The 13210-nt window shown below is 55.0% G+C and carries 11 protein-coding genes and 1 tRNA gene; 4 read left to right on the top strand and 8 right to left on the bottom strand.

Annotated features, from left to right (window positions below):
* Positions 1-129: 129 nt before the first annotated feature.
* Positions 130-1419 carry an ATP-binding protein gene (locus ACQY5B_RS11095; RefSeq protein WP_420325228.1) on the bottom strand — a complete coding sequence of 430 codons (1290 nt, stop codon included), beginning with the start codon at positions 1417-1419 and terminating at the stop codon, positions 130-132.
* A gap of 54 nt (positions 1420-1473) precedes the next feature.
* Between ACQY5B_RS11095 and ACQY5B_RS11090 the strand changes: the two genes are divergently transcribed.
* Together ACQY5B_RS11090 and ACQY5B_RS11085 are read left to right on the top strand one after the other, a co-directional pair.
* Positions 1474-2388 (top strand): MBL fold metallo-hydrolase, encoded by a 915-nt coding sequence (locus ACQY5B_RS11090; RefSeq protein ID WP_420325229.1) that lies wholly within the window; start codon positions 1474-1476, stop codon positions 2386-2388.
* Between the two features lie 80 nt (positions 2389-2468).
* Positions 2469-2543 (top strand) — tRNA-Asn (locus tag ACQY5B_RS11085).
* 629 nt (positions 2544-3172) lie between these two features.
* Here ACQY5B_RS11085 and drt3b read toward each other — a convergent pair.
* From drt3b to ACQY5B_RS11055, 6 genes are all read right to left on the bottom strand, one after another.
* The gene (gene drt3b / locus ACQY5B_RS11080) at positions 3173-5089 is read right to left on the bottom strand and encodes an antiviral reverse transcriptase Drt3b (RefSeq protein WP_424976730.1); all 1917 of its coding nucleotides are present in this window, start codon (positions 5087-5089) and stop codon (positions 3173-3175) included.
* Positions 5090-5102: 13 nt separating this feature from the next.
* Positions 5103-6383: an antiviral reverse transcriptase Drt3a gene (gene drt3a, locus ACQY5B_RS11075; RefSeq protein WP_420325231.1), complete on the bottom strand. Its 1281-nt coding sequence runs from the start codon at positions 6381-6383 to the stop codon at positions 5103-5105.
* A gap of 235 nt (positions 6384-6618) precedes the next feature.
* Complete coding sequence (locus ACQY5B_RS11070; RefSeq protein WP_420325232.1) at positions 6619-7944, bottom strand: hypothetical protein; 1326 nt, start codon at positions 7942-7944, stop codon at positions 6619-6621.
* A 99-nt stretch (positions 7945-8043) separates the two neighbouring features.
* On the bottom strand, positions 8044-8700 hold the full coding sequence (locus tag ACQY5B_RS11065) for a recombinase family protein (RefSeq protein ID WP_420325233.1): 657 nt from the start codon (positions 8698-8700) through the stop codon (positions 8044-8046).
* Between the two features lie 443 nt (positions 8701-9143).
* On the bottom strand, positions 9144-9485 hold the full coding sequence (locus ACQY5B_RS11060) for a LapA family protein (RefSeq protein WP_420325234.1): 342 nt from the start codon (positions 9483-9485) through the stop codon (positions 9144-9146).
* Positions 9482-10780, bottom strand: a complete 1299-nt coding sequence (locus tag ACQY5B_RS11055; RefSeq protein WP_420325235.1) for a site-specific integrase — start codon at positions 10778-10780, stop codon at positions 9482-9484. The genes ACQY5B_RS11060 and ACQY5B_RS11055 overlap by 4 nt, the downstream gene beginning before the upstream one ends.
* Positions 10781-11085: 305 nt before the next feature.
* Here ACQY5B_RS11055 and ACQY5B_RS11050 point away from each other — a divergent pair, with 305 nt between their 5' ends.
* Both ACQY5B_RS11050 and ACQY5B_RS11045 read left to right on the top strand, forming a co-directional pair.
* The gene (locus ACQY5B_RS11050; RefSeq protein WP_420325236.1) at positions 11086-11388 is read left to right on the top strand and encodes a hypothetical protein; all 303 of its coding nucleotides are present in this window, start codon (positions 11086-11088) and stop codon (positions 11386-11388) included.
* Positions 11389-11482: 94 nt separating this feature from the next.
* Positions 11483-12157 (top strand): glycosyltransferase, encoded by a 675-nt coding sequence (locus ACQY5B_RS11045; RefSeq protein WP_420325237.1) that lies wholly within the window; start codon positions 11483-11485, stop codon positions 12155-12157.
* Between the two features lie 165 nt (positions 12158-12322).
* Here ACQY5B_RS11045 and ygiD read toward each other — a convergent pair whose 3' ends face one another.
* Positions 12323-13165: a 4,5-DOPA-extradiol-dioxygenase gene (gene ygiD, locus ACQY5B_RS11040; protein WP_420328661.1), complete on the bottom strand. Its 843-nt coding sequence runs from the start codon at positions 13163-13165 to the stop codon at positions 12323-12325.
* Between the last annotated feature and the right edge of the window lie 45 nt (positions 13166-13210).

The following is a 13210-nucleotide window of genomic DNA, read 5'->3' as shown; positions in this document are numbered from 1 at the left end:
CCTGAGTTTGGTCTGCGGGCAAGCTGACCCAGAGTCCTTTCAGCCAGATGACCGCGGCTCGGCGAAACCGTGGCATATCCAGAGGATTTTACAAATATTGCGCTGACAGAGGTTCTGGCGGGCCGCGGTTCACAGCGCGATGACGATATCGGCACGCAGGCCACCCAGGCTCTTGCTTTCGCCCAGGCGCAGAACGCCCCCGTGCGCCCGCGCGATGTCCGCCGCGATCGCCAGGCCCAGCCCGACACCAGAGCCACGATCCTGGTTGCGTGCCGGGTCCAGCCGGACGAAGGGCCGCAACGCATCCTCGCGCCGGTCGGCCGGAATACCCGGGCCGTCATCTTCTACCCGAATGCGCAAAGACCCGTCGGTCAACTGCACCGACACGCGACAGGCCGAGGCGTAGCGGCGTGCATTCGCCATGAGGTTCTCCACCGCACGGCGCAAGGCGCGCGGACGCAGCATCGCCCTCCCCTCGCCCTGCATTTCGCCAAGCTCGACCTTTTGCCCGCCACGCTGCGCATCCTCGACGATCCTCTGGATCAGCGCAAAGGGGTCGGTCTGTTCCGAGGTATCGGTCTCGGCATCCCCGCGTGCGAAGTCGAGGAAAGCGTCGATCAACTGCTGCATCTCTTCGACATCACGTTCCAGCGGTTCGCGATCTTCGTCGTCCAGCAGCGAGAGGCCCAGCCGGAGCCGTGTCATGGGGGTACGCAGGTCGTGACTGACCCCCGACAACATCATGGTGCGTTGTTCGATATGTCGTTCGATCCGGTCCCGCATTTCCAGAAAGGCATGACCGGCGGCCCGCACCTCCGTAGCGCCGGCCGGCGAGTAGCGCATGTGACGCCCCTTGCCAAAAGCCTCTGCCGCGGCCGCCAGCCGGGTGATCGGCCTTAGCTGGTTGCGCATGTAGAGAAAGGCGATGAGCGTCATCAGCGCACCGAAGAAGGCCATATTCACGAACAACTGGTGCGGGTTCGAGGCAGAGACACGGGATCGTTCGAGGCTGGCCCGGTAAAGTTGGTCGTCACGTCGCAGGAACAGAACCACTTCTCGGTCGCTGGGTAGCAATATGCGTTCCAGCGCCGGGATCCGCATGTCCAGTTCGCGGATCACCACAAGCCCGGTGAAATCGTACCAGCGTCGATAATTGCCGTCCGGCATCGCGTCGTCCGGCACGGCTCTTGGGCGAATGCTCAGCCGTATCCCGTTGGACTGGTCCGGCAAGTCTGCGACCACCAGATTGACCTCGCGCGCCAGTTCCTTGCTCATCTGGACAGTGACGCCTTCGAAATGACGCTGGATGAAGACGACCGACACGACCAGTTGCAGCGCCACCACCGGCAGCACGAGGATCAGTGCGGCACGGCCATACAGGCTGCGGGGCATATATCGTTTGAGCCAGCGGAAGAACATGCGCTAAGCCTAGCCCGCGCCGCCCCGGCCCGCCATCGCCAAAAGGACCATCCGATGCAGGACCCGCAACCCGATTTCCAGCCCCGGCCGGGCGTTGCCGAAGAGCTTTCGCCGGGCCTGCGCCGTGTAGTGGCGCCGAACCCCTCGCCGATGACCTTTCGCGGTACCAATACCTACCTGCTTGGGACCGGCGGCATCGCGGTGATCGATCCGGGGCCGGAGGATCCGGCCCACCTGCAGGCCTTGTTGGACGCGCTGAGCCCGGGGCAGGAAATCACGCATATCCTGGTGACCCATGCTCACCTGGACCATTCCCCCCTCGCCCGAGAACTCTCGCGCCGCACAGGGGCGCCGGTTCTGGGTTTCGGCCCGGCCGAGGCCGGTCGCAGCGCGGTCATGCAGAAACTCGCCGCCGAGGGGCTGGTCGGGGGCGGTGAAGGCGTCGACACGGGCTTTGTTCCGGACATAGCGCTGTCCGATGGCGACAGGATTGCCGGGGACGGCTGGACCGTCGAAGCCCTGTATACGCCGGGACACATGGCCAATCATCTGTCCTTTGCCTGGGGTGATATCCTGTTCTCCGGGGATCTAGTGATGGGCTGGGCGACCTCGCTGGTGTCGCCTCCCGACGGGGATCTGACCGCCTTCATGTCTTCGCTGGAACGCCTGCAAGAGCGGTCGTGGTCCCTGTTCCATGCCGGCCACGGCGCGCCGGTGCCCGCGCCCGCCGAGAGGCTTGCGGCGCTTCTGACGCACCGTCGCGGCCGCGAATCCGCCATCCTCTTGGCGCTGGCCCATGCCCCCGCCACCGCTCGCGACCTGGCCGAGCGGATCTATACCGACGTCCCGCCCGCCCTTCTTCCGGCAGCCAGCCGGAACGTCCTGGCTCACCTCATTGATCTGACGTCGAAATCACGTGTTGCCCCGGTCGGAGAACTGTCCGTCGATGCCGTTTTCCGTCCAATCTGATGCGGCAAACAAAAAACCTCATTTTTGTGACGAAACCCTCTGGACGCCCGGATTCCACATTGTTATAGACCGCCGCATGTTCCGGCGTAGCTCAGCGGTAGAGCAGTTGACTGTTAATCAATTGGTCGTAGGTTCGATCCCTACCGCCGGAGCCAAAGAATTCAAAGGCTTAGCATGTTTTGCTAAGCCTTTTTTCTTTGTCGAACTGGAGGCTTGGACGCAGATAGGACACGGCTAGCTGTGGGATGATTTCGTAACATCTGGGTGTGAATGGTACCTACGGACTACCACTCGCTTGCTATTTTTCGCACGCCTAACACTTCAGGAAGAAGCGAAAATCCCGGATGGGACGTCCGGTATCAAGCTGTATACAATCAGCCGCAAGGTTTCAGCGGAGCAGCTGAGGAACGTATGGTGTAGTCCTGCAGTTTGACCCCAAAGCTGCCGTCACATTAGACGTCTGGAATATACCTGTGTGATGTATCTACTATCACGCGCAAGAACATCGCTGTAGCCCCGCAGCATCTTGCTGAACATGCTTGATGACGTGATGTAAGGCACCGTGCCCTTATTCGAAGAAAAGCTGCACGCACGCATTGACGCGCGCTGGTTGCATGCGAGCACTTCCGATTGCTTTTCAAAGGTAGGAATGACGACAAGGAACGCGCTAATGTGTGTGTGACCGCCTACCTAAGCCGACGAACGTCAGCGTCAGCAAACGTCAACCTTAGCTGCCGAAGCAGCCTCGGCGATCTAGCACAAGAACCTTGCCGCCGAAGAGTACTTAGCCGGAAAAATACACTGGTGGCAACCTACGCTTGACGAGTTCAAAACCCGGCCCGCTCAAGTCCCAGTTGGTGTGGCGGACGCATCGAGCTAGCTCATCGAAAGCCGGTTTGCTCAATCCGTCGCCGCCAAGTTTGTCTTGGAATGCTTTCCAACGAACATCTCTGTCTATTGCCGGGCACGATAAGGTATCGCAAAATATAAGGTAATCTTCGCAACTTACCTCGATGTCGAACTCGCTTGTTAGTATTCTTTCAATCAGATTATCTACGAAGAACGTTTTGCTCTCCGCGTCGATGTGCTGCACTGAGTTAAGCGCATGGAGTGCACACAGGACCGAAAAATAGCATCGATGTTTTCCCGTTAAGATGTTTCTCAGGAGTTTTGATGAGCAGTCCTGCATTCCAAAAAGGTTTGGCTCGACAACCAAACCAAGAATAAAAGTATTTGCCACTTCTAGGCTTACTGTCTCGTCCTCTTCGACGTAGTGCGACGCCATCAATTCGCTTAGTTCATATACCAGGTATCCGGTGATCGCTTCGCGATACGGCTGGGAAAACTTCTTGGAAAGCTTCATAACTTCCTTTAATATCAGAGACAAACGAATGATTGGAGGAACCCGAAAATCTATCGCCGCGAGATAAAAGAGGATACGGACAACAGCTTTGACTCTTGCGACCAAATCTTCAGACTGGACGTCGCTTAGATCGAAATCCGCCATCTTTTCTAAAGCTCGGACAATCCGACTGAGAGTTGTAAAAACCTCGGACATGGCACTTGGTAGAAGCGTTCTCTCAGTTCCTCCAATGTGTCGTAACGCATCAAGAGAAACCCTAGCTTTGCGCAATGTATCATGAGTCTCGGTCGAACTGCCGTCATCCGCGCTTAGATCAAACGTCAGCTCGTCATAAAGCTTTGCGCAAATACTACTAACTTCGAATTTCAACCGTGAAATACCCGTCACAAACGGCCGCTCGACATCCTCACTCTTTCCCGTATTCAGGAACAGTTTGTAACCCTCGAGAATTTCAGCAAGTACGTACTCCACTTTATCCAGAACGTCTTCATCATTAGAAAACAAATGAAAATCGTCAACGTACCTCCTTACGTCATAATCGCGACCGCACTTCAAATTCAGTCGCTTGGCAACCAGTCGCTCAAGTTCAACATCAACCCTTTGAAGAATAATCTCCGCGAATATACGAGACACTTCAGGCCCAACAAGAATACCAGCGGTCTCGTTGTAGTTGGAATGCTGCATCAAGCTATCGAACTGTTGCTCAAAGGAGTAATTTTTCGCATTTCTTTTTGAAAAGTCCTTTTCCTTGATCGACCAGCTTATCGAATGAGTGTAAATATTAAAAAAACACTTGGAAATATCCAGCATCCGCAGTTTGGAATACTTGGCTTCCAGCCTTATTATTTCATTTGAGGAGAAGAACTTGTCGAGCAAAAGATATTTGCGATAAGCAAAGTAGGAAGAGGTATAGGGTGTCTTCATTGAATCCCCGACATTCTCCTCAGGGAGCCCCAACTCCCATCTCTTTCGCACGTCTTTCGTGCTGTCTTTAGAGTATATTCGCAAAGACTCATAAGGATAGCGGATCGAGAAAGTACTCCTACTGCAAGACTGAATGATGGTCTGCTCAAACTCAGAATAGAAGTTTGCAATCCTAAGCTGAACAGCCGGATGAATTATTGCCAACGTGTTCCTAGACCGGCGTGATCGGTTGATACTGTAAAGATAGGGCTTAGTATAGTTGTGATGAGGTCGCCTTAACCTATTAAGATAGTGTTTCTGAATGTCAGTCATCTGATCTAACCTCAACTCAGAGAGGAATAGATTTTCGTTTGTAAAGCCAAGAGGTAACTCGAACGGAAGTGTTTCCGTGAGAACCGCACGAACTTCACGCATACGGTCGTCGATACTACTCATTGTTCCAAACCTTGAATATTTCGGAAACCCGCGCGCGCGAATGGCGGCGTATGATGCGTGCTCGATAGCCCTGAGCAAACGAGAGTTTCCTCAACTCCGTCAGGAAATGAGGAGCTAGGGCCAAAATATCGGCAGAGAATTCGCTAGTAGGACCGAAAAGCAGCGTCTTTAGGTAGCCATCAAGCGCAACGAGTTCTGTTGCGGGGTGGTCTTGTTTCTTACGCCCTCGCTTCGATGCAGGGTAAAATCCGCACCGGCTGTAGTTATAGTATATACCTGTTCGCACTTTTTGCTTAGGCTTCCCACGCGAGTGTTTTGTTCGATATATCGAGTGATTTGACGTTATGTATCGAAGCCGATCAATCAGCAGCGGCGCATCCTTGTGCCGCTGGAATGATTTCAGCGCAAGATAGACTCTTGTTTGCCTCTTCTTCAGTTTAACTTCTGCAATTGATAAATTAAACTCGCGGCTCTCAAAACTTCTAACACTATTGTTTGCAGAGAACTTGTAGCCCAAAAAATCAAAATCTTCTTTGGTATCGGGCTTGGCCGCACTTGGCTTTTCCGATTTAACATGGGTTACTGTCGTTTTTTCGTTAACCTCCAACCCCAAATCACTTAATAGTGATTGAATCTCGCTCAATATGTCGTACCGCGGCAGATGGAAGATAATCATATCGTCCGCAAACCGGAAGTATCTGTGGACTCCCGGCATTTTACGTACATATTCATCGAAATTTCTCAAGGTCAGCTCGGCCAGCACTGTACTGATGGCCAGACCACGGGGCGCCACAGAAGGAGGAACAGCGCCACCACCTGGGTCATAGAGCCATTCAATTACTGCACGGAGACTACCATCTGTGCGAGTGTCTGAAATGATCTTCTTGATTATTGGCTTCGCATCAATACTCTCATAGAAGGAACGGATGTCGCATCGAGTTATGGCGTAAGGGCTGCCTTCGCTAACGGCTTCTATAATTCCAGATATTATTGATTCTCTGTTTGGCAGCAAGATGTTGTATTGCTTTACCAAACGACGATAGGTCGCGCGAAGTATCAAATCTGTTTCGATGTCAGCGGCAAACCGGTGAACTACGCCAGAAGCATCAGTTCGCGACGACAGACCTAGTACAACCGGCCTCTGTTCAGCCCGTTCCGCCGCTGAATTGGCGATTGTCTCCAGCTGCGTATCAAGGTCCACTTTCCATCGTCCGCCGTCGCCAACGCGAAAATGACCCTTAAGTGCGTCTCTGGAGTATGGAGATGTAGACACGTTCTTCTATTTACCTATCGTCAAGAAGTTATCTTCCGTATTATCCCAACGTTAACGCTTTAGCGACTGGTTGCAATCGATTGTAAGAACATCAAGTGTTCGAGCTAACCTTGCTGCGACACTCCGACGCGTCCGCTTGGGACGCAACTACAACCTCGTGGATTTCGTCGGACAACATGCCGTCTCGCGTAGCTCGACGGCTGCGCTTCGGCTGACGCCTGCCAGCGCAGATTTTTTAGGTCGCTGCGCTCCGGCTCGCTGCGCTCGCTTGAAGGGCATGCACCTCTCGCGCCATCGCGGCCCCCGGCTGAGTCATCAGTTCTCGAAGCGCGAACTCGTAGCTAGCTGTCACGCTATACACTGAATGCCTAACGAACCGCAGCACGCATGCGTTGCACAAACGGGTTATCGTAGGGCGAAGCTCTGAGCCATTGCGTACCGTCACACGCCCGATGTCGCGTAGCGAGCGGATGATTTCCTCGGCGACGTGACTGTCCTCAGATAGGAACGCAATCGCGATGCACAGATCGTCGCGGGTGTTTTGTTCGCCCAGAGGTTCTACTGTTTTATTCAATTCGGCAAAGGTTTGTTGTAGCTGCCGCGTAGCATATTCGCGCAGCCGGTCCAATGCGTCCGAGAATTGACTTGAGGACAACTGCGTTCGGCGACCGACAAGCCGACCAAGGCACTTGCGGGAATACTTCACCTCGAACCGAATACGGCGGTTCGTTTTTGCGTAAGTGGTTTGTTTGATGCCCTCTGCAAGATCGATCTGCATCGCAAGGCTGTGCGGTCCGAATGTTCTAACTTGCCCCGTCAGCTTGCGTTTGTAGATGTTGCCACTTCGCCCTTGCCTAGACAAAGACGGCATAAGGTGCTTCACCTGCCTTCGAGGATCAAGAGTCAAAAATTCTACATACCACTCCGCTTTATTCAGGGCGAAGCGCGGAACAAACTCTATTCGGTCATTTTCGATATGAGGGCTATCGCTCAAAAAGGTCAAAACTAATCCCACAATCTCATTCATCAGGCGGTTGAGGTGCGTAATCGGACCACCAAAACTTGCGTAAGCATAGACCCGCTCGTCACCCATCAAGACATTGCCGTCTCCGCCAAACATTGTTTCATCGTCAGTCTGAATAGCCTCCCTAGGTCCTGCCATTTTCAAGGGTTGCTGTGCCGCTACCGGATCAAACAACCCCGCTCCATTAAAAATCTGTGCAGCAACGAAACGGGCGACGTTTAGGTTCAAGTCCAATTTAATGTCTACGGCCTCGTTGGAACCGTACAAAAACTCATTCAGTCTGACAGGTTTTGCGACCACGCGACCAGAGAATACGGGTGCGGTCTTCGTTCCACGCACAATCACATGTTCCGCCCGTACCTTCGCGGTCAAAGGGCGTGTGCCTCTGCGTCGCCGTGGTTGATTAAACAAGCGCACCGAACCGTTTGCGGACAGGACTCTAATCGTATTGAGCGTTTCCAACGCAACCATCGTAGGCGCGGTGTCGCCACACACACGCAGCCCCTCTACCGAGACCTCTACAAGATCGAGGAACATTTGCCGTGGGTCGAGGGAAAGCGGCCACGACAACTCCGGGACTAGAACATCGCGCATTTCAGGGACCTAACAGATTAACTCTACACTGCATGGGTTATACTATGCCGCTTGGTTACTGAGGCGCTGCCAAGCGCGAAACACACTCGACGGGTGCCACTGGCCCCCGCGCGCGGTGGGAACGTTCAACTCGTTGAGGCGGTCGGCTGCCGCGCGGAAAGTAAGTTGTTGATCAACGATCATCTGCCGCAACGAAGTTTCGATAGACTTGGCAAAAACCACAGCTTCCCTCTTGTTTTGTAACGCTAAATACTTTCCGTTCTCGCCTAGCTTCGTTCCGCGTGATTTTGCCGCTGCCAGCGCCGCCTTGGTACGTTCGCTGATCTTCCGGCCTTCTTCCTCCGCGATTGCAGCATAGACGTGCAACATGAAGCGATCAGCGTTCGGCATATCGATTGCAACGAACCGAACCCCGCTTTCGAGCAAGTTCGCGATGACAGCGACATTGCGAGCGAGTCGGTCAAGCTTGGCTATAAGCAAAGTTGCGCCGGATTTTCGGCAGGCAGCAAGTGCGGCCTCAAGTTCGGGACGGTTCTTCTTTTTGCCGCTCTCGACTTCCGTGAAGGTTTGAATCAACTGTCCACCGGAGGACATAACGAATTTCGCAGTCGCGCTGCGCTGCGCTTCCAAGCCTAGTCCGCTCTCGCCCTGACGGGTCGTTGAGACCCGGTAATAAGCGATGAATTGATTGGAGGTCATTTCTTGTTCCTTCACAAGTAATCGTTGGTTTGCTTGGAACAGATCTGGTCACCAACGCGAAGATTTTTAGGTTCGGCATGACAATTTACGATGCGCGGCAACATTATTTTCCCGGCGGACGAAAAATCGACATTTTTCCCGCAAAACCAGATACTTGCCAACATGACGCGATATGATTCTAGTGCCGCTTCACCAGTGTAGCGAAGATTTTTCGAAATTACACAACAGATTCAGGTGCATACGGGAGAAAATGGTAGATTCCGTTATGCACAGAAAGCAGATTTCTCCACTTCCGAAGTGTGCAGACACCTTTGTGAGCGTTTACTGTAATCATGTTATGTCGGCATCAAAGGAAAGTGTTATATGCATTTTGATTTTTTGATGGAATTTTTTCGACTTTGTGTGTGATGGGGGGGTCATGAAATGCCGTTCGTGAAAGAAATTTACGCATCATCTTCCCGCGCATTTCTCAGGCCCCATCCGTTTTCAAGCCAACGGTCTAGCTCTGCAATCTTGTAGCGGACCGCACCACTTTTGTCGTAGACCATAGGCCCGGTTCCTTCGGACTTCATGTTCCTAAGACGTTGCTCGGAACGCCCAACCCTGCGAGCTGCGTAAACAATATCGCACCAAACGCCGTCATCCGAGACCCAGCCTCCCTCCAGCTTCTTCTCAAGCTCCGCAACCCGACGTTTCAGGCGTGCAATCTCAGCCCTTTGTTTCATACCAGTTCGGCGGAATTCTGGTTTTAAGCGTCGCTTCCTTAACTTTTCTGGTTGGCTCACTTGGACGTCCTCGTTTTGCGCCTGCGTATCGTCCGCTTGGGCGTTGATTTCCGCCCGGTCGCATGCTGATGATTGTGCTCAATTTTATTGATAGCTTCGTTCAGATCGTGGCGCACGGCAACATCGAACGGGTGCGCGTATCTCGTCGTCATGGCGGGCGTAGTATGGCGTAAGATCACTTGGGCAGAGTACAAGTTGCCGGAAGCCGCGATGTATGTTGCTACCGTGTGGCGGATGTCGTGAAGGCGCGCGTTGCTCAGCTGAGCGACCTCGCAAATTCGTTTCCAAGGTCTGACAAGCGAGGTTAGATGTCTATCCGGATCGGCTCCGGGAAATACCCACGCCCCGGTACGTTGTGCTGCAATCGATTGCAGGAGATTGACCGCTGAGTTGGAGAGTGGAAGCCTTGCTTCTCCGGTCTTGGTCATATGCAATGCAGCGGTCCGACCCGACAAGTCGATGTCTTCCCAGCGAAGACGGAGAACCTCGCCGGGTCTACAGCCCGTGTAGAACAGCAGCATGATAGCATCGAAACCGTTTTCGCTCTTAGGCATCTTCGGACGCAAGTGTTCGATGGCAGAAAAAATCTTGGCCTGCTCGTCATCGGTGAAATAGCGGATGCGTCGCTTTTCCTTGTTCATCTTGATGCGGGCAGCCGGATTGCTTCGCTTGGGTAGAAGATCCCAGTCTTCGGCCTTGTTCAGCATGGCTTTGAATACGGCGAGCATTCGATTGGCGTTCACCGGGGTTGCCGCCATAGATCGATGCAAACACTCGATGTCGCTTCTGGTCAGGTCGGCCAATGGCACCGCGCCGAGGCTTGGCACGACCTTCTTTCGTAGAACCGCCTCGTACCGCTTATACGTGGCAGGTGACAGCTTTGGCTTTGCATCATCTTTCAGATAGATTTCCACCAGTTCCGCTACCTTGATTGTCTTTTTGTCGGCCCGCCCCTGTGCGGGATCGCCACCAGAGAAGATCTGTGACCAATGTCTGACTGCGGCTTCCCGTGCAACGGCTACCGTCATTTCTGGGAACGAACCAAGGGTCAGTTTCCGTTGCCGGTTGGACTCTGTGCGGTATCTGAGCACAAAGACTTTTCGGCCACTTGCTGTTACCTTCAACGACAGACCGCGCGTAGCGGGATCATGTATCCACTGGTCAGTTCCATTGGGTTCGATACGTTGCAAGTCCCTGACGTTGAACGAGTAACGCAGCTTCACGGCTCTGGGCCTTTTGATTTTCTTAGGACGCATATAGGGCACAAAAGTCTGGTAGGTTTCGTTATCCCACAACAGTAATCTCCACCCTCAAGTCAGAAAAGAGTGAAATAAAACAGTAAGTTAGTATGTTTTGAGAGATGGCGGTATATTCTGGTAGCTGCGCTAGAAAGGCCTGTTAATCAATTGGTCGTAGGTTCGATCCCTACCGCCGGAGCCAAAAATGTTGCCCTTGCCACCATCGCAATGGGCAAGATGTTGGTTATATCCTCATAAAATCAAAACACTACCTGATACTTCCGGTTGAGTTGTCTACCGACAACCACCGACAACATTGCTGACCAGCCGGTCAAAATTCGGTCAAAGCGATGGAGACGGCCATGCCGCACCAGAAGATCACCCAGGCCCTCGTTGACGGCCTGTCTTTTCAGGATTCCGGGACGCACTGGGTCCACGACACCGACCTTGCAGGGTTCAACCTGTCAGTCGGGCGACGCACCAAGACATACAATGCCGCCGGCGAAGCAGGAGGGCGCTTCATCCGCGTGAAAATCGGGTGCGCTGACTTGACCAAGGCGAACGAGGCCGGCGCCGTTGCGCGCGACATTCTGCTGCCGGAAATCCGTCGCGGTGTTGATCCCCGCGCGAAGCAACTCGGAGACGACGACCGCACCCAGACATGAAGCGCGTTGCTGTGTCCTCCCGCCCGCGCCGGATGCGCCCCGGCGATCAGCGTACCATCCGCGACCTGTCCGACCTTGGTGAGGTGTGGACAGGGTGAAACACCAGAGAATCGAACAGATCGACGAAGCCGCCCACTGGGCGGCTTCTTCCGTCTCGGAGCACCTGTCTGCTCGGTCGATCAAAGAACCTTGGGTTGGCACGCTGCTGATCGTCGTGGCGGCGTTGCCGCTGATATACCCGCCCCTTGCTTGGGCGCTCTTGCGCTGCTTCCTCGCGGTCCTCATGTTGCGCGCAGCCGCCCTCGTTGGGTGGAGGGATCGCGACGACCCAGAACCTGACCGCTGGCCGCACCTGACAATCCTGCTACCCGTCTACCGCGAGCCGTCGGTGATTGCAGAACTCGCCCGCGCGATGCGCGCGCTCGACTACCCGTCGCCCGAGATCGTGCTGCTCGTCGAGGAAGACGACCAGGAGACGCGCGCGGCGCTCGACTTCTGGCCGTATCGCGTCCTCGTCGTCCCGGATGGCAAGCCGTGCACGAAGCCGCGCGCCGTGAACTACGGCCTCCTGCATTCCACGGGCGAGGTCGTCGTGGTGTTCGATGCGGAGGACCGTCCCGCTCCTGTCCAGCCGAAGAGCGCCGTTGCCCGGCTTCTGGCTGACCCTCGGTGCGCCGTCGTCCAGGGCGTGCTTGCATGTGATCACGTCGGGCCTTTGGTCACGCGGCTACGCGCCGTCATTTCAGCCAGAGTGCCAAAGCTGATCTGACAGGGCTGGGTCGACCTCGGTCATGGGGGCAGATCGGCCGGACCTTGCGCCGATAGTGTCCCGCCTCGGCCCCACCTACGCCAATCGGTCCGCCTGTGCCTTCCGGCGTGTTCCAGTTGCAAGAGCCACACCGGTCGAAGAACCGTCCCCATGCGTCCACAGGCGTCAGACCGTACCCTGTCTTGCGTGGAACACGAAGGACCGCATCGAAACCGCTGCGAGATCGATGGCGTCCGTCATGAAGGTCAGGTCGTCGCGCGCATCCGAGGCGCCGGAGATGGTGAGCGCGGGCAAATAGTGATCCACCGACGGATGCGCCATCTGGAACAGCGACCCAAGCCCCTCTCGGTCAGCCAGTGCGGCAAAATCCCGATCGGTCAACTTGTCGGCAAAGAGCTGGTCGAACTCCAATGCGAAATCATGTGGTTGGATCTCCCTGCCCCATTCGACGGCGCGCAGGTTGTGCACCACGTTGCCGGAGCCAAGGATCAACACGCCACGGTTGCGCAGTGCCGAAAGAGACCGCCCGATCTCCAGTTGGTGACCAAGGCCGCGGCTCATGTCGATGGAAACCTGGAAAACCGGAACATCGGCGTCGGGATATAGGAATTTCAGAACTGTCCACGCGCCGTGGTCGAGGCCCCAACTGTCGTCCTCTTCGGCGTGGTGGCTGGCTAGAAGGCTGGTCACCTCGCGGGCCAGTTCCGGAGCGCCGCGTGCCGGGTACCTCTGGGCAAAAAGTTCATCCGGGAAGCCGTAGAAGTCGTGGATGGTCCTTGGCACGACCGAGACATCAACCAAGGTTGTGCCCCGGGTCATCCAGTGCGCAGACACCACCAGGATTGCCTTGGGGCGAGGCAGCGACTTGCCGAGATCCGACCATGCACGGCTGTAGGCCGTGTCCTCGATGGCGTTCATCGGACTGCCGTGGCCGAGAAAGACCAGCGGCATCCGGTCGGAGAGCGAAAAACGGGCTTTCAGATCGTCAAGAGTGCGTGTGGCAAGCATCTCGTGGCCTTTCATCGGCGAAATGAAGATTTGACGCGCCAAGCA

This window comes from Antarctobacter sp. (genome assembly GCF_965277915.1).
Lineage (GTDB): Bacteria > Pseudomonadota > Alphaproteobacteria > Rhodobacterales > Rhodobacteraceae > Antarctobacter.
Note: the sequence above shows the minus strand (reverse complement) of the source record. Positions and strands in the feature narration are given on the sequence as shown.

Coding starts and splice junctions, on each gene's coding strand:
- ACQY5B_RS11095 (WP_420325228.1), bottom strand. CDS start 1,419: ATGTTCTTCCGCTGGCTCAAACGATATATGCCCCGCAGCCTGTATGGC.
- ACQY5B_RS11090 (WP_420325229.1), top strand. CDS start 1,474: ATGCAGGACCCGCAACCCGATTTCCAGCCCCGGCCGGGCGTTGCCGAA.
- drt3b (WP_424976730.1), bottom strand. CDS start 5,089: ATGCGTGAAGTTCGTGCGGTTCTCACGGAAACACTTCCGTTCGAGTTA.
- ACQY5B_RS11070 (WP_420325232.1), bottom strand. CDS start 7,944: ATGTTCCTCGATCTTGTAGAGGTCTCGGTAGAGGGGCTGCGTGTGTGT.
- ACQY5B_RS11065 (WP_420325233.1), bottom strand. CDS start 8,700: ATGACCTCCAATCAATTCATCGCTTATTACCGGGTCTCAACGACCCGT.
- ACQY5B_RS11050 (WP_420325236.1), top strand. CDS start 11,086: ATGCCGCACCAGAAGATCACCCAGGCCCTCGTTGACGGCCTGTCTTTT.
- ygiD (WP_420328661.1), bottom strand. CDS start 13,165: ATGCTTGCCACACGCACTCTTGACGATCTGAAAGCCCGTTTTTCGCTC.